Genomic DNA, 15346 nt, shown 5'->3' on the forward strand with positions numbered 1-15346 from the left:
GTGACCGCCTCATCATCGCGCCGGTCCCGCCGCCGGGAGTGCTCGCCGTGCTGGCGACCCTCGAGCCGATCGACGCGACCTTCCCGGGCGTCCACGACCGGCTGCCGGAGCCGGCGGATCTCTAGCCGCTCGCGGCCATGCCGAAAGGGGTCCCTCGCCGCCTCATAGGCTTCCCATCACCGCGACCCGGTGCCCGCGCACAAGCAGACGTTCTCAGCCGGTTGCGTGGTCCCTTGGGCGGTCGGCATCCCGTAGGCCATAAGCCAGCGCCAGCAGGATGGCGCCGCCCAGCAGCATGGGCAGCGTCAGCACCTGCCCCATGGTGAGCCAGTCGAAGGCGAGATAGCCGATGTGGGCATCGGGCTGGCGAACAAACTCCACCATGAACCGGAACAGCCCGTACAACAGCAGAAACAGGCCGGATACCGCCATGGTCGGCCGCGGACGGCGCGAGAACCACCACAGCACCGCGAACAGCAGCAAGCCCTCCAGACCGGCCTCATACAGCTGCGAGGGGTGCAGCGGCGGGCTGAATGCGGTGCCCGCCGGCAGCCCGGCGCAGTATTCCGGGAAGCGCACACAAGGCAGCTGCATGGCCCAGGGCACCCAGGTGGCGTGGCCCCAGAGCTCACCGTTGATAAAGTTGCCGATCCGCCCGGCGAAGAGCCCCAGGGGCACCAGCGGCGCCACGAAATCCCCCACCTGGAAGTAGCGCAGCTGGTACCTGCGCGCAAACAGGCCGATAGCAATCAGCACGCCGATGAGCCCGCCGTGGAAGGACATACCGCCTTCCCACACCTTCAGGGCATTCAGCGGATTGGCCAGGATTTGGTCATAACCGTAGAACAGCATATACCCAAGGCGCCCGCCGGCGATGACACCGATGACGCTGTAGAACACCACGTCGTCCACCATCGCGGCGGTCCAGCGCGAGCCGGGCCGCGAAGCCCGCCAGCGCCCGAGCAGCCAGGCGGCGGCGAAGCCGATGAGATACATAAGGCCGTACCAGTGCACCCGCAGCGGGCCGAGCTGGAAGGCGACGGGGTCGAGATCGGGGTAAGTCAGCATGGCTGCGGATGGTAGCACGGGCACCCGAGCCCTTCGGCTGACCATCATATTGCCGCCCCGAGTCAGGCGCGGCGGATGATGCGACGAGCGGTGCCTAAAACCCCTCCGCGCCACCTGCACCCGGCGGGGAACATCCCCATAATGACTGAGACTAAGGTGCACGCACCGCGCCACTGCGGCCGTCCCGACACCATTGGCTCTATCACCGTCGACATGAGTACCGCCACCACCTTATCCCCGCAGGCCAGCATGGGCGAGCTCCACGCCGTCGCCCGACGCTTCGCCGCCGCGGCGCCCGCCTGCGACTACTGGACCCTGCGCCTGGTAGACGAGGTGCAGGAGGGCCTCGCCGTTCGCGACGACGTGCCCGAGCCGAGCAGCATTGGCGCGAGCCGCGGCGCCATGATCACCATCGTCGCCGGTGCCGGCATCGGCTACGCCGCCACCGCCGATCTCTCGCCCGCCGGCCTCGCCGCCGCCGCCGAGCGCGCGGCGGCCGCCACCGCCCTGCATGGTCGCCTCGGTCTCTTCGACGCCAAGCTCGCCCCGCGCACCGCTGTCCGCGACGCCTACCACAGCCCCGTCGAGCAGCCGTGGACGCAGATGACCCTGGCGGACAAGCTCGGCCTGCTCAGCGACGCCTGCGCCCGCCTCGACCTCGGCGAGCGCATCGTCGAGCGCGCCGCCTGGCTCGGCCACCGGCGCGTCAGCCAACTGCTGGTGAGCAGCGACGGCGCGCACATCGAGCAGGGCTTCGACTTCGTGCACGCCGGTCTCGCCGCCACCGCCCACATCGCGGGCCAAACCCAGACCCGCACCGGCGGCGGCCAAGACCACCCCGGACAGGGCGGCTTGGAGCGCCTCGCCGTCGCACCCCTGCTGGAGGACGCCGAGCGCGTCGCCGGCGAGGCCATCGCCCTGTGCGAGGCGCCGGAATGCCCCAGCGGTCAGCGGGACCTGCTGCTGCTGCCGAGCCAGATGACCCTGCAGATCCACGAGTCCATCGGCCACCCGCTGGAGCTCGACCGCATCCTCGGCGACGAGCGCAACTACGCGGGCTTGAGCTTCGTCACGCCGGACATGTTCGGCACCTATCGCTACGGCTCCTCGCTGCTCAACGTCACCTTCGACCCGACCCTCGCCGGTGAATTGGCGAGCTATGCCGCCGACGACGACGGCTCGCCGGCCCGGCGCGTACACCTGATTCGCGACGGCATCCTCGAGCGGCCCCTCGGCGGCGAGCTCTCGCAGCGCCGCGCGCGCCTGTCGGGCGCCGCCTGCGCCCGCGCCTGCGCCTGGGACCGCCCGCCCATCGACCGCATGGCCAATATCAACCTCGAGCCCAACGAAGAAGGCTTGGACGAAATGATCGCCCGCGTCGAGCGCGGCGTGCTCATGGACAGCAACCGTTCCTGGTCCATCGACGACAGCCGCAACAAGTTCCAGTTCAGCTGCGAGCTGGGCCGGCTCATCGAGGACGGCGAGCTGAAAGGTCTGGTGCGCAACCCCGGCTACCGCGGCGTTTCCGCGCGCTTCTGGCGCAGCCTCGACGGTGTCGGCGGGCCGCAGACCCTGGAGGTGCGCGGCGTGCGCAACTGCGGCAAGGGCGAGCCCAACCAATCGGTCTATGTGGGTCACGCCTCGCCCCCCTGCCTGTTCCGCGACATCGACGTCTTCGGGGGTGGGCTATGACACCGGAGCGCTTCTTCGACCTGTTCACGGCCCTGGAAGCCGGCCTCGGCGGCACCGAAGTCCTGTTCGCCGGCCTCGGCGCCGAGCGCTCGGACTTCGTGCGCCTGAACCAGAACCGGGTGCGCCAGGCGGGCAGCGTAGACAGCGCGGCGCTCAGCCTCACCCTCATCGACGGCGCCCGCCAAGTGGAGGGCAGCTGCCAGCTCGGCGGCGATGTGACGGCAGATCTCGGCCGCGCCCGCGCCCTGCTCGGCCAGCTGCGCCAGCGCATCGCCCATGTGCCGGATGACCCCTACCTGCATTACAGCCGCGAGCCGGCCAGCTCCCAGCAACGCATCGACGCCGACCTGCCCGACGCCGCCGAGGCCATCGGCACCCTGACGGACCTCGCCGACGGTCTGGACCTGGTGGGCATCTGGGCCGCCGGCGACGTGGTGGATGCGCTGGCCAGCTCCGTCGGCCACCGCCACTGGCATGCCAGCCGCAGCTTCAACCTGGACTGGTCCTGCTATGTGGACCGCGACAAGGCGGTCAAGGCCAGCTACTCCGGCTTCGACTGGCAGCCGGCCCAGCTGCGGCACAAGCTCGAGCGCCAGCGTGCGGACCTCGCCGTGCTGAGCCGCCCCGAGCGGCGCATCGAGCCCGGGCGCTACCGCGCTTACCTGGCGCCGGCGGCGCTCGCCGAGCTGATGGACCTGCTCGCCTGGGGCGGCTTCGGGCTGCGCGATCATCGCACCCAACAGACACCGCTGCTGCAGCTCGCCACCGGCGAGACGCAGCTGAGCCCGCTGCTGACGCTGTTCGAAGAGCACAAGCGCGGCCTCGCCCCCGGCTTCACCGCCGAGGGCTTCGCCAAGCCCGCGCAGGTCACCCTCATCGAGGAAGGCTGGTACCAGGACTGCCTCACCGACGCCCGCAGCGCCCGGGAATACGACGCCGCCGTCAACGCCGCCGCCGAGTATCCGGAGTCGCTCGCCATGGGCCCCGGCGATCTCGCCACCGCCGACGCCCTCGGCCAGCTGGACACCGGTATCCTCATCGGCAACCTGTGGTACTGCAACTGGTCCGACCGCAACGCCTGCCGCATGACGGGCATGACCCGCTTCGGCACCTTTTGGGTGGAAAACGGCGAGCCGGTGGCGCCCCTGGCCGTCATGCGCTTCGACGACAGCCTCTACCACCTCCTCGGCGACCGCCTGCAAGCCCTGACCCGCGAGCGCGAGCTGCTGCTGTCGGCAGAGACCTACGATGGCCGCAGCACCGACAGCACCCTGCTGCCCGGGGCACTGATCGGCGGCATCGACCTGGCACTTTAGCCCAACTGCGCGGCGATGGTCTAAGCGGCCGCCGCTGAGCTTGGCCTTCGGGGCGCCCGGGCGCGCAGGCTCGGCGGCGGCGCGCCCCCTGGGTTCGCCCGGGGGCGCTGCGCCCGTTCCCGCATGATCGTCGGCCCGTCGGGGCGCGTGACGCTCAACCGAGCCCGGCCACCTCGACAATCAGCTCCGCCACATAGGCGGGGTCTTCCTCATGGGCGAGGTGGCCGAAGCCGCCCACCAGCTTCATGCGGGCGCGGGGATCCACGGCGAGCACGCGCTCGGCCTCCGCCGGCGGCACCGTCTTGTCGTTGCCGAAGGCCACCAGCAACAGCGCCGGCTCCAGCGCCGGCAAGTCCCGGGCCAGGGGCTCCAGATCCCAGTTGGCCATCATGTTGAGCGCCGCGGCGAGGTGGCCGGGGCTCGCAATCAGGCGTCGATAAAAGGCGATATCCCGCTCCGTGAGCCGTGAGCCCGTGCTGTCGGCGAGGCGCTGCACGCCCTTGGGATCCTTGCGCGCGCCGCTGGCGAAGAACTTGGGCAGGAAGGAATTGCGGGCGAAGAACTTGGCCGCCGGCGAGAACCACTTGCCGGCGAAGCCCGTCAGCGGCATCAGCGCACCGGACAAGCTCACGATGAGCCGCGGCCGGATCAGGCCGTCCAGCGCCATCCGCACCAGCACCGCTGCACCGGCGGAATGGCCGACGGCGATCTCCGGCTCCAGCCGCAGGGCGCGCAGCAGGGCGCCGAGCTGCGCGGCCATGCAGCTGAGGCAGATCTCCGGCGGCGGCGGCGTCGCCGTGAAGGCATGCCCAGGCAGATCCGGACAGACGACGGTGCAGCGCTCGGCCAGCAGCGGCAACAGCCCGCCGAACGAGTGCGTGGACGCCGCGGTGCCATGCAGCAGCAGCAGCACCGGCCCCCTGCCCGCCACCTGCACATGCCAACGCAGGCCCCCGGCCTCCACGAAGCGGCTGGCCTCCCAGTTCGGCCAGTCCGCACCGTCGCGCGCCCAATCGAGCTTATCCTGAAGGACCTTGGCGGAAGTCATGGTGCGGGGTCTGGAGCCTGCCTCAAGCCACCGCCTGCACCGCGCCCGAAAGCGCCGCGGCATCGGCGTGCGGCAGGGGCAGGTAGACGGCGCCCATCGCCTGGGCCAGCGTCTCGGCGTCCGGGCGCGGGCGCGGAGACATATCCACCACCAGGGCCTTGAGCTCGGCGGCGCGGAAGGCGCGGGCGGAGGCCTGTGCGTCTTCGGCCGCCTGGGCGCGGCCGCCGATACCCTCGCGGTTGACATTGGCGCGGCCATCGGTCAGCAGCACCACCACCGGCGTGCCGCCGCGGCGCTGTACGCCATCGGCCAGCTCCACGGCGGCATCGATGCCGGCGGCCAGCGGCGTGCCGCCGCCGCCGGGCAGGCCGGCGAGGCTGCGCTTGGCCCGCACCAGCGAGCGCGTCGGCGGCAGCAGCAGCTCGGCGCCGGGGCCGCGGAAGGCGACCATGGCCACCCGGTCGCGGCGCACATAGCAGTCCGCCAGCAGCAGCTCCACGGCGCCCTTCGCCTCGGCCAGGCGGTGCAGGGCGGCGGAGCCGGAGGCGTCGACGACGAAGATGGTGGTGGTCTCGGAGCGCTGCTTGTAGCGGGTGATGCGAAAATCGTCCTGGCGCACTTCCACCAGCACATCCCCGCCCGTCCCCTGTTGCTCGCGCTCGGCCCGGCGCAGGCGCTGCCAGGGCGCCGCCGCGCGCAGGGTGTCGATGACGGCCAGGCGCGCGCCGGCGCCGGGCTCGCCGCGGCGGGTGCCGGCGGGCCGCCCGCGCAGCGACCCGCTCTGGCTGGCGCCGGACTTGCCGCTGCTGTGCGAGCGGGTGCGCAGCGCGCCCATCTTGAGCATGGCCAGCAGATTGTCGGGGATGGCCGCCTGGGCGGACTCCAGCACCACGTCTTCCAGCGGCTTGTCGATGTCCTGCTCGGGGGTCTGGTCGTCCTGCTGCTCGTCGTCCTGGTGCTCGTCCGGCGGCGGCGGCTCCTCGGGCTGCTGATCCTCCGGCGGGTCCGGCATGGGGATGCGCGTGGCGCGGGGCGCGAACACCAGCCGCGCGGCGGCGCTGACATCCTCCATGGCCACCGCATCGCGGCCGTCCAGCGCGGCGGCGGCGCAGGCGATGCGCTGGGCGAACAGGCTCGCGCGCAGGGACTCCACACCCAGCGCCAGCGCCGTGGCGCAGATGGCCTCGAGCATGTCCTCGGGCACGGTGACACCCGGCAGGCGCCGGCGCGCGCGCTGGATGCCGCCCGCGTCCTCCGCCGGCGGCACGGCGGCGTTGTAGGGGATGTCGTTGAGATCCAGCAAAATGGCGAAGCGGTCCTTGAGCGTGGTCGGCACCTGCTCCTCGTCGTTGGCGCCCTCGTCCAGCGCCACCACGCCGAAGCGCGTGGGCGTGCGGGCGGTGATGCCATCGCGCTCCACCAGCACCTCCCGGGTATCCAGCGCGGCGCTCAGATGGGCGGCGGTGGAGCGGGCCACGCGCTCGGCCATGGCCAGCAGCACCACGCCGCCGTCGGCCTCGGCCAGCAGGCCGCGCTCGGCCACCGGGCGGCCGGCGTGTAGGGTGGCGGCCAGGTCCAGCCCGCCCAGCAGGCGGCCGTCGGCGATGTGCAGGGGCACGCGGCGCAAGGGCTCCGCGGGCGGCAGCAGCTCGCGCAGGAATTCAAGCCAGAGATCACGCACCGGCCCCGGCAGGGCGCGCACATTGAGGCCGCCGGCGGCGACGGGGTCGAGCGCGAACAGCGCCGCGGCCAGGCAGGCGTCGTCCCAGCGGGCGGCGATCTGGGCCCGGCGCTCGGCCTCGGCCTCGGCCTGCGCGGCGATCGCCGGGTCTGCGGCCAGGTCTGCAGCCGGCGGCCCGGACCGCATCTGCCCCGGCGCCGGGGCGGTGGCGCTCATGCCCCGAACAGCTCCTCCACCGCCCGGTTGACACGGGTGGTGGAGCCGGCATCGTCCAGCACGTTGCGGCGCAGGCGGTGGCGCAGCGCCGGCGGCGCCACGTGCTTGAGATGCTTGTCCTCCACCGTGTCGTCGCCCTCCAGGGCGGCATAGGCGCGGGCGGCGCGGATCAGGGTCAGCTCGCCGCGCAGCCCGTCGGTGCCGAGCTTCATGCACAGCTGCGAGGCACGCTCCAGGGTCGCATCCGGCACCTCCACCTGGCCCAGGTGCTCCTTGGCCTTGAGGATCTGGCGGCGGATCTTGCCGTCCTTGCGCTTGTGCTTGTCGATGAACGCGGCGGGGGCGCGCTCGAACTCATCGCGCAGGCGCACCACCTGCATGCGGCTTTTCAAGTCCTGCGGTGTGCTCACCTCCACCGACAGGCCGAAGCGGTCCAGCAGCTGCGGGCGCAGCTCGCCCTCCTCCGGGTTGCCGCTGCCCACCAGCACGAAGCGCGCCGGGTGGCGTACGCTCAGCCCCTCGCGCTCCACCACGTTCTCGCCGCTGGCGGCCACGTCCAGCAGCGCGTCCACCAGATGGTCCTCCAGCAGATTGGCCTCGTCGATGTAGAGAAAGCCGCGATGGGCGCGCGCCAGCAGGCCGGGCTCGAAGCGTTTCTCGCCGCGGGTGAGCGCGGACTCCAGGTCCAGGGCGCCGATGACCCGATCCTCGGTGGCCCCCAGGGGCAGATCCACCACCGGCACCGGACCCTTGCGCACCTTCAGCTTGCCGCCCTGCGCGCGCGTCTGCCGGCAACCGTCGCAGAGGGCGGCGTCTGCGGCATCCGGGTCGCAGTTGTAAGCGCAGCCCTCCACCACCCGCATGGGCGGCAGCAGCGCCGCCAGCGCCCGGATGGCCGTGGACTTGCCGGTGCCGCGATCACCGAACACCAGCACGCCGCCGATGCTCTGGTCCGTCGCCGCGATCAGGATCGCGAGCTTCATCTCGTCTTGGGCGACTATGGCGGAGAACGGGAAGGCGGCCGGCATAGGGATGATCCTGGCTGTACGTCCGGGGCTGATCCGGATTGGGTCCGGATGCGATCCGGAAGACTGGGCTGCGATGGCATCCGCAGCGGTCAGCTCGCGGCCGACGCGGGACCGCCGCTGGGTCGGATGACAGCAACGCTCGAAGCTATCCCGCAGAATTTTTCCGGTCAAGCGAGCGCCGGGGTTTGCTTGCGTTGGCGCAGTCGGCGGCCCATCGCGTTGGTTGATGGGCGCCGATGCAGGCGTGCTGATTCACGCATGCACGCCAAGGTGGCTTGCGGGCAGCGCGTTGGTGCACACATACTTCAAGGCGGGCTATGGAGATCGAGCCATGCAGGACGTGACGCTGCACATCGCCTGGGGGGCCACGACGCTGGCCCGGCTGGCGGCGCACATCGATGTGCTCGATGCCGACGAGCGAGCACGGGCTGCGCGCTTTCGCACACAGGCCGATCGTACCATGTATTGCGCAGCCCATGTACTGCTGCGCCATGCGCTATCGCGGGAGGCGGCGCCGGCACCGGCACACTGGCGCTTTCGGCGCGGCCCCCACGGCCGCCCGGAGATCGACACCAACGCCTGCCCGCACGCCGGCGCACTCAGGTTCAATCTCAGCCACACCCGCGCCCTGGTGTGCTGCGCCCTCACCCACGGTGAGAGCATCGGCGTCGATGCGGAGTGCCGGCGTGCGCTGCGGGATACGCAGGACATCGCAGCGCGCTTCTTCGCCGCCGAAGAAGCAAGCGCCATCGCCGCCGCCGGCCCCCCGGGCTCCGCCGCCGCGGCGCAGGCGTTTCAATCGTTGTGGACCCTCAAAGAGGCCTACGTCAAAGCCCATGGTCTGGGACTCGCCATGGGACTGGCCGGCTTCGGTTTCCAGCTCACCGGCGCAGCGCCCGCGCAGATTCGACTGCGTCACGCCCAGGCGGCGCCGCCCGCTGCGCATTGGCGCTGCCTGTTATTGCAGGTCGACGGCGGCCAGTGCACCGTCGCGGCGGCGGTGACGGCGGCCACGGGGGCGCGCTTCCGGGCCTTGCTGCACACCGCCGACACCACACTCGAGCCCGAGCTCGCCGCCTGCACCCCGGCCACCGCGCTGCTGCCCGCCCAGCGCATCGCCGACATCACAAGTCCGCCGCCGGCCCGCTGAGCGACGCTTTGCCCGGGGTGCACCAAGACGCCGTATGTCCCAGGGCGCGGCGTGCCCCCGACGCGCCAGAACACGCCAGTGCTCGCCCGGTCAGCGCTGCTCCCACATGACATGCTGCTCTTCTCGCGCAGCGGCGGCCAACAGCTCCATCAGCGGCAGGGCGCGCTTGGCAAGGCTCACACTCTCGCGCCGGGCGTCTTCGTCGCCGTCCTCGTCCCGGTGTGGGTTCAGCGGCGCATTGGGGTTGTGCGCGACGGCTTCGCGGAGCGTCTCCAGCGCCTTGGGCACGTCCCCGGCGAGGATCGCGCCGGGGATGGTTCCGCTGTGGCCCATCATCCGGATCAAGGCTTTGGCGACGTCACCGAACATGGTGATGTCCGCGTAGACCGGGGTTTTGAAGGTAATGAGCATGAAGCCTCCTTTGAAGTGGGTGATACCGCAGACCCATGGGGCCCCAGGGCCGTGCTTTCACAGTGTCAGCATAGTGCGCGCGACGGGCCGCGGCGCGCACCGGCGGGCAGCCCCGGGGAACCACGTGGAACCGGCGCCGGCGCCAGAACCAATGCGGCCGCTTCGCCCAGCATGGGCAGCCGGCGCAAACACTTGCCGGCATCGGGTCATCGCGCGTCCGCGCGCTAAACTGGCGCCGCCCCAAGCCATACGCCGCAGCCCAGGAGCCCCCCATGCAAGCAGGCCCGCGCCAACTCGTGACGCCCTTCCGCCCCATCCCGCTGGACGTGCCGCAGGGCATGGCACCCAATGAGTTCTTCAACAGCGCCGAAAACCTGAACGACCTGGTGCACAACAACGGCCTGCTCAGCAACCCTGAGAATCTGCTGCTCTACCGCAAGGCCCTGGGGCACTCGGGCACCTTCGACTGCTCCATCATCTACAACACCGCCCGCGAGATCCTCAATCCCCTCGGCCGGCCGGTGCGCCGCACGCAGGTGCCGCAGCGGGTGCGCCGGGTCTGGAACCGCATGAACGCGGTCATCATCGGGTACATGCTGGAGCACTGGCCCGACCCGGCGCAGGCGCTGGTGCTGGCGGGGGAGGCGAGCCTGGATGCCACCTGGCCGCTCACAGCCCCCGGCGTGCCCAGCATCCGCATGCTGCACAACCACTTCATGGTGTTTCCGCAGGCGGACCTGCGCGCCGCCGAGGCCGCCGACCCGAACAATCCCAACCTCACCGACGGCGGCCAGCACAGCCTGTTCCAGGCCCACATGCGCGATATCTACCGGGCCTTTTTCGCCACCGCGCTGGATCTCGAGCTGTTGCGCCCGGCACGCGGCGACGACTCGGCGCTGGCGCTCACCGGCTATCCCCAGGGGCTGCCCTGCTGGGCAATCGCCGGCGGCGCCGCCGCCCTGCACGACATGCGCTTCTGGCACGAATACGATGCCCTGCTGAGGGGCTTTATCGACTTTTACCGCAGTTTCTTCAGCCAGGTCTCCAGCCGCAATTCAGACCCGCTGCCGGACCTGTATTTCCCAACCGCGGTGGAGCGGGTGCTGCTCGCCGACGACGCCTTCATGGGCACCGCCAAGACGGTGCGTGAGCGCTGCATCCGCGAGCCCGCCTACGCCAACGCCATCCGCTGGGAGCCCGCCTTCAAACAGCTCATCTATCGCGGCGACGACGGCCGGCTGTTCGTGACCATCAGCCAGAACTCCATCGGCAACGCCATCACGGAATTGCTGGGTGTGGTGGTGAAGCGGGTGCCGGATGCCGAGGCCTACGCCCGGCTGGAGCCGGCGTTGATGGCGCATCTGCACCGGGTGCGCGAGCGCCTCGCCGCGGCGGACCTGGGCGCGGTGCTCGGCGCCCCCTGAGCATCTGACAAGTGGCCCCGCAATGCGGCGCCCGTGGACATCGTTTGGTCATCAACCGTGAACTTTACCGTCAAGAAGATATCTTAAGATGAGGAAGAAACGGCAAAATAGGCACAGGATAGTCACAAATGAGCGAAGATCTCCGCGACGCCGCGCGACATCACCTCCACGTTCCCGTCTATATCCGCTACGGTCGCCGGCCCTTCCTCGGCGCCTGCGCACGGGATTTGTCGGCGGGCGGCATGTTCCTGTCGGTGCAATCGCTAACCCTGCCGGCCGGCACCCCCATCGAGCTTGAGCTCTCCTGCCGCGGGCGGAACTGGATCATCCCCGCCGTCGTCACCCACGGCGACAACACGGGCATCGGTGTCATCTTCCGCGAGCCGCAAGTCGAGCTGTATCACGACTTGATGCGGGCCGAGGGCATGCGCCCGCCCATCACCACCACCACGCGCAGCGGCGCCGACTCTCGGCCCTGATCGCGTGCGCATCCGCGCCCGCGCCTGCGTCAGACATCGGCCATCGCCCGCGTTTTAACCGCGCCGCCGGCCCAGGCGCCGCGCGACACCGGGCTTTTCAAGCCCACATCCTGCCGACACTCCGGCGAGCAGCCGGCCCGCCCTTTGGCGAGCAGCCGTTTGCGCTCCGCGCGGCGCCGTGTTGCATGCGCTGCGTCTGACGAAGCCGCCGGCGGCGGTGGTTGGCTGGCGCGCCTGTTGGGCCGCCGCTGATACAGCCTGCACCACCGCCCCGGCACTCACCGCGGCAACAACACATGCTGCGGCTCCATCCGCAGCCGATAACCCACGCCGTAGCGGGTGTTGATGGCCTCGCGCCCCAGCTTGCGCCGCAGACGCATCACCAGGTTCTTCAGGCCCGCCTCGCTGGCGACGTCCGGGTCGTCGTAGACATGGATGAGCAGCTGCTCGCGGTGCACCCAGCCACCCCGACGCTGGATCAGCGCATCCAGCAGCCGGCGCTCGTGCTGCGTGAGTGCCGCCACCGAGCCGTCGCGCAGCAGCGTGCCGTCGACGGCGCAATACAACGCATCGGACGACACGCGCACCATGCACCGGCCCTGCCTCAGCAACAGCTGGGCCGCTTCCTCGAGTGCGTTTTTCAGCACTTTGTAATCCGTGGGCTTGATCAGATAGGCCGCCGGCTTGGGCGTGATGTTAAGGGCTGCCAGCATGTTCTCGGGCTCGGCAACCGAATCGATCAGCACGCAGGGTAACTGCGGCTCCAGCGCCCGCAACGCCCCCGCCAGCTCATACCCACGCATGTCCGGCAGCACCTGCGCCGACACCAGCACGTTGGGCCGATGAACTTCGAACAAGGACGAGGCCTCTTGGCCATCTGCGGCGGCGATGGCCTTGGCCGAAATGGCCTGCAGCACTTCCAGCGTTTCGATCCGACTCTGCGCGTCGGGCTCAACATAGAGCACCGTCAACTGTTTCAGTACATCGATCATGCGACTGCTCGGCTCCTTGGGGGGCGATCCGATGCCCAGGCAGATACACATAGTAAGGAATGCAAGGTCTCAGCTTCGTCTCATCAGAGATACACAATATTGTGACTTTTGGGTGTTAATGTACGCCATAACTATAGTTCATGGTCGCCAGGATTGTTTCGTACACCATAAGCGTAACACTTTCACAAACCTCCAGATTCTCATCATTTCTGTAAGGATTTCTTCGGAAGGCGAACATTGCAGCAAAGTCAACCACCTAGATGTACCAATATCAGGTTGGGGGTTTCCCTCACCCATAATCAAGTGCCCCGGAGTTAACACGTAGCGTCGTTCAGCCTCAAGCAGCATGGTCCACGCTACCAACCACGGTCGCTCGCAGAACAACGCAGCGGACAATCCCATGGCCCAAGCCTCAGACACCGCACAGCGCAGGCAGGCCCAACGCGGGCTCAACCGGTCCGGCCCAATCCCGCGCCGACCCACCACCAGCCTCGGCGGGCCACTGCTGCTGCTGGCCCTGCTGTTGCTGCTGGCGCCGCTGTTCCGCGGCGGCAACACGCTGCTCGCGTCCCTGCTGCTGCAATACCTGGCGCTGGCGGTGCTGGTGGCCAGCCTGTAGCAGCCGCGGCGGCTGCAGCTCCGGGCCGCGGAGGTCGCGCTGCTGGTGCTGGCGCCGGTGCTGTACCTCATCCCCCTGCCCGCCGCCGTGGTCGATGCCCTGCCGGGGCGCGACCTCTATGCCGCCGGCCTGGCGCTGCGCGCCCCCGCCGGCACCGCCGCCCAAACCGCCACCGCCACCGCCTTCAGCGATGCGGCCGCCGCCGGCCCGGCCTTCAAGCCGCTGTCCATCAACCCGCAGCTCACACTCGCCGCCGGCCTGGCGCTGCCGGTGCCCCTGGCGGTGTTCATCGGCGGCCGCACCCAGGGCGCCCGCGGCCTGCTCACCCTGGTGCAGGTGCTGCTGGCGGTGTGCCAGGCGGTGCTGGGGCTGGTGCAATACGGCAGCGCCCGGCACGGCGACATGCTGTTCGCCGTGGCCGGCAGCCATGCTGATTCCGCCGTGGGCACCTACGCCAACCGCAACCACCTGGCCGGGCTGCTGGCCATGTCGCTGCCGCGGGCGCTGGCGCTTTTGTTCTACAACCTGGGCCGCGAGCGCCCGGCCGCCGAGCAGGGCCGCTGGCGCCGCCGCACCGGTTTCCTGAGCTCCACCCGCGGCAGCGCCGCTCTGGTCTACGGCGCCGTTGCGCTCATCCTGCTGGTGGGCGTGGTCTTCACCCGTTCGCGCATGGGCATCACCATGGCCATGCTCGGCGTCGTGCTCAGCACCCTGTTGTTTGCCGGGCGCATCGGCGGGCGCAACACCTTTGGCATCACCGGCAGCGTCATCGCCGTCGCCGTCGCCGTCGGCCTGAGCGTGGCCATTGGCCTGGCGCCGGTGCTGGAGCGCTTCTCGGTGCAGGGCGTGGTGGAAGACGGCCGCGGGCCCCTCTTTGGCGCCGCACTATTGCGCATCGGTGAGACATTTCCTGTCGGCACCGGCCCGGGCACCTTCTCCAGCGCCTTCCCGCCGGTGCAGCCGGTGCAGCCGGTGCAGCTGGTGCAGCCGGTGGCGTTTGGCATGCACTACTACTTCAGGCACGAGCTGTTCTTTCTGAACCTCTCCAATACCCTCGCGCGCCGCGGCCCACGGCTCATCAAGCGCAGCTTCGACATCGGCGTCGCCTCGCTGCTGCTGACGCTGCTGCTGCCTCTGTTTGCCTATCTGGCCGTGCAAATCCGCAAAGACGGCGGGCCGGTGTTCTTCGCCCACCGCCGGGTGGGCCAGCACGGCCGGCCCTTTGCCTGCCTCAAGTTCCGCACCATGGTGCCGGACGCCAACCAGGTCCTGCAGCATCCGCTGGACACCAGCCCCGCCACCCGCCGGGAGTGGGAGCAGGACCACAAGCTGAAGCACGACCCGCGCATTACGCCCGTCGGCGCCTTCCTGCGCCGAACCAGCCCGGACGAGCTGCCGCAGCTGTGGACCGTGCTCAACGGCGAAATGAGCCTGGTGGCCCCCCCGGCGCATCGTCGAAGACGAGCAAGAGCGCGACGGCGAAGACATCGAGTACCACCTGGAGACCAAGCCCGGCATGAGCGGGCTGCGGCAGATCAGCGGGCGCAACGACACGGGGTATGGCGAGCGTGTGTATCTGGACGGCTGGTATGCCAAGAACTGGACGCTGTGGATGGATATTGTGATTTTGTTCAATACCGTCGGCGTCGTGGCCGGGAAAACTGCACGAGCTTCTTCCTACAACCCGCTGATGTGTAGCGCCAGGCCCTCAGGCATCACCGCTGGCGTGAGGGGCTAAACGGTTACGCCCGGTGTGCTACGCGGATGGCCGTCGGGGGCTGTCGGATCGTTTTCGAGTTTCCCATGGTCGAATGGCTCAATGCCGATGGGCCGCCTGGAGGCCCTGCCGGCAGCTCTGCACAGCGATGCGGTGATTGGGCTGTTGCCAAGGAGACGGTCACGCCTCGGCATCGGGACGAGCGGGCGGCGGGCGCAGCGGCGCTGATGGTGGACGTGCGCAAGCACTGGGCAGCGCCGCTGGATGATGCGCTGCTTGGGCGCTGGCAACCGATGGTGGTCAGGCGCCTCGCCGAACAGCCCTGCGAAGAGGCTTGTGACCAACCTCAGTTGTGCGGCGATGCCGACACCCGATGCGAACCCGGCTACACTCTGCGCATGGTCAACACCCCTACCCCATCCGCATCCGGATCAGCCAAGAGCGACTACGACAGCCCCTGGAAGGAGGCCTTGGAGCGCTTCTTTCCGGAGTTTCTCGCGCTGCT

13 protein-coding genes and 2 pseudogenes are annotated in these 15346 nt (G+C 69.8%); 9 read left to right on the forward strand and 6 right to left on the reverse strand.

The window, feature by feature from the left end; translation table 11 throughout:
• Positions 1-213 precede the first annotated feature (213 nt).
• A complete protein-coding gene (gene lgt, locus QZ588_RS07335) occupies positions 214-1068 on the reverse strand; it encodes a prolipoprotein diacylglyceryl transferase (protein ID WP_295541331.1) in 855 nt (284 codons plus the stop codon).
• A gap of 249 nt (positions 1069-1317) precedes the next feature.
• On the opposite strand from lgt, the gene QZ588_RS07340 reads away from it, so the two are divergent.
• Positions 1318-2760, forward strand: a complete 1443-nt coding sequence (locus tag QZ588_RS07340; RefSeq protein ID WP_295541352.1) for a TldD/PmbA family protein — start codon at positions 1318-1320, stop codon at positions 2758-2760.
• Positions 2757-4076 (forward strand): metallopeptidase TldD-related protein, encoded by a 1320-nt coding sequence (locus tag QZ588_RS07345; RefSeq protein ID WP_295541333.1) that lies wholly within the window; start codon positions 2757-2759, stop codon positions 4074-4076. Before QZ588_RS07340 ends, QZ588_RS07345 begins: the two co-directional genes overlap by 4 nt.
• A 154-nt stretch (positions 4077-4230) precedes the next feature.
• On the opposite strand, the gene bchO is transcribed toward QZ588_RS07345, so the two are convergent.
• The 3 genes from bchO to bchI are packed head-to-tail and all read right to left on the reverse strand — an operon-like array spanning position 4231 to position 8049.
• On the reverse strand, positions 4231-5124 hold the full coding sequence (gene bchO, locus QZ588_RS07350; protein ID WP_295541335.1) for an alpha/beta fold hydrolase BchO: 894 nt from the start codon (positions 5122-5124) through the stop codon (positions 4231-4233).
• Between the two features lie 22 nt (positions 5125-5146).
• Positions 5147-7021: a magnesium chelatase subunit D gene (locus tag QZ588_RS07355; RefSeq protein ID WP_295541337.1), complete on the reverse strand. Its 1875-nt coding sequence runs from the start codon at positions 7019-7021 to the stop codon at positions 5147-5149.
• The gene (bchI, locus tag QZ588_RS07360) at positions 7018-8049 is read right to left on the reverse strand and encodes a magnesium chelatase ATPase subunit I (RefSeq protein ID WP_295541339.1); all 1032 of its coding nucleotides are present in this window, start codon (positions 8047-8049) and stop codon (positions 7018-7020) included. The genes QZ588_RS07355 and bchI overlap by 4 nt, the downstream gene beginning before the upstream one ends.
• Positions 8050-8380: 331 nt before the next feature.
• Between bchI and QZ588_RS07365 the strand changes: the two genes are divergently transcribed.
• On the forward strand, positions 8381-9199 hold the full coding sequence (locus QZ588_RS07365; RefSeq protein WP_295541341.1) for a 4'-phosphopantetheinyl transferase superfamily protein: 819 nt from the start codon (positions 8381-8383) through the stop codon (positions 9197-9199).
• Between the two features lie 90 nt (positions 9200-9289).
• Here QZ588_RS07365 and QZ588_RS07370 read toward each other — a convergent pair whose 3' ends face one another.
• Positions 9290-9610, reverse strand: coding sequence for a DUF1840 domain-containing protein (locus QZ588_RS07370; RefSeq protein ID WP_295541343.1), 321 nt, complete (start codon positions 9608-9610; stop codon positions 9290-9292).
• Positions 9611-9882: 272 nt separating this feature from the next.
• On the opposite strand from QZ588_RS07370, the gene QZ588_RS07375 reads away from it, so the two are divergent.
• Positions 9883-11034: a hypothetical protein gene (locus QZ588_RS07375; protein WP_295541344.1), complete on the forward strand. Its 1152-nt coding sequence runs from the start codon at positions 9883-9885 to the stop codon at positions 11032-11034.
• A 128-nt stretch (positions 11035-11162) separates the two neighbouring features.
• Positions 11163-11513, forward strand: a complete 351-nt coding sequence (locus tag QZ588_RS07380) for a PilZ domain-containing protein (RefSeq protein WP_295541345.1) — start codon at positions 11163-11165, stop codon at positions 11511-11513.
• Positions 11514-11791: 278 nt separating this feature from the next.
• Here the strand turns inward: QZ588_RS07380 and QZ588_RS07385 are convergent, their stop codons facing one another.
• On the reverse strand, positions 11792-12505 hold the full coding sequence (locus QZ588_RS07385; RefSeq protein ID WP_295541347.1) for a winged helix-turn-helix domain-containing protein: 714 nt from the start codon (positions 12503-12505) through the stop codon (positions 11792-11794).
• A 400-nt stretch (positions 12506-12905) separates the two neighbouring features.
• On the opposite strand from QZ588_RS07385, the gene QZ588_RS07390 reads away from it, so the two are divergent.
• The 4 genes and pseudogenes from QZ588_RS07390 to QZ588_RS07400 all read left to right on the forward strand — a co-directional run.
• Positions 12906-13124 carry a hypothetical protein gene (locus QZ588_RS07390; RefSeq protein WP_295541349.1) on the forward strand — a complete coding sequence of 73 codons (219 nt, stop codon included), beginning with the start codon at positions 12906-12908 and terminating at the stop codon, positions 13122-13124.
• Positions 13125-14126: 1002 nt separating this feature from the next.
• Positions 14127-14546: pseudogene (locus QZ588_RS18095) on the forward strand (sugar transferase); the annotation flags it as partial.
• Positions 14547-14622: 76 nt separating this feature from the next.
• Positions 14623-14862, forward strand: coding sequence for a sugar transferase (locus tag QZ588_RS18100; RefSeq protein WP_366929539.1), 240 nt, complete (start codon positions 14623-14625; stop codon positions 14860-14862).
• 65 nt (positions 14863-14927) lie between these two features.
• Positions 14928-15346 (forward strand): annotated as a pseudogene (locus QZ588_RS07400) (hypothetical protein); the annotation flags it as partial.

The organism is uncultured Thiohalocapsa sp. (assembly GCF_913062725.1).
Classification (GTDB): Bacteria; Pseudomonadota; Gammaproteobacteria; order Chromatiales; family Chromatiaceae; genus Thiohalocapsa.

What these genes read in the sequence shown, in the direction of transcription:
- QZ588_RS07385 (WP_295541347.1), bottom strand. Translation starts at nt 12,505, where the DNA reads ATGATCGATGTACTGAAACAGTTGACGGTGCTCTATGTTGAGCCCGAC.
- bchI (WP_295541339.1), bottom strand. Translation starts at nt 8,049, where the DNA reads ATGCCGGCCGCCTTCCCGTTCTCCGCCATAGTCGCCCAAGACGAGATG.
- QZ588_RS07375 (WP_295541344.1), top strand. Translation starts at nt 9,883, where the DNA reads ATGCAAGCAGGCCCGCGCCAACTCGTGACGCCCTTCCGCCCCATCCCG.
- bchO (WP_295541335.1), bottom strand. Translation starts at nt 5,124, where the DNA reads ATGACTTCCGCCAAGGTCCTTCAGGATAAGCTCGATTGGGCGCGCGAC.
- QZ588_RS07355 (WP_295541337.1), bottom strand. Translation starts at nt 7,021, where the DNA reads ATGAGCGCCACCGCCCCGGCGCCGGGGCAGATGCGGTCCGGGCCGCCG.
- QZ588_RS07345 (WP_295541333.1), top strand. Translation starts at nt 2,757, where the DNA reads ATGACACCGGAGCGCTTCTTCGACCTGTTCACGGCCCTGGAAGCCGGC.
- lgt (WP_295541331.1), bottom strand. Translation starts at nt 1,068, where the DNA reads ATGCTGACTTACCCCGATCTCGACCCCGTCGCCTTCCAGCTCGGCCCG.
- QZ588_RS07380 (WP_295541345.1), top strand. Translation starts at nt 11,163, where the DNA reads ATGAGCGAAGATCTCCGCGACGCCGCGCGACATCACCTCCACGTTCCC.
- QZ588_RS07390 (WP_295541349.1), top strand. Translation starts at nt 12,906, where the DNA reads ATGGCCCAAGCCTCAGACACCGCACAGCGCAGGCAGGCCCAACGCGGG.
- QZ588_RS07340 (WP_295541352.1), top strand. Translation starts at nt 1,318, where the DNA reads ATGGGCGAGCTCCACGCCGTCGCCCGACGCTTCGCCGCCGCGGCGCCC.
- QZ588_RS07370 (WP_295541343.1), bottom strand. Translation starts at nt 9,610, where the DNA reads ATGCTCATTACCTTCAAAACCCCGGTCTACGCGGACATCACCATGTTC.
- QZ588_RS07365 (WP_295541341.1), top strand. Translation starts at nt 8,381, where the DNA reads ATGCAGGACGTGACGCTGCACATCGCCTGGGGGGCCACGACGCTGGCC.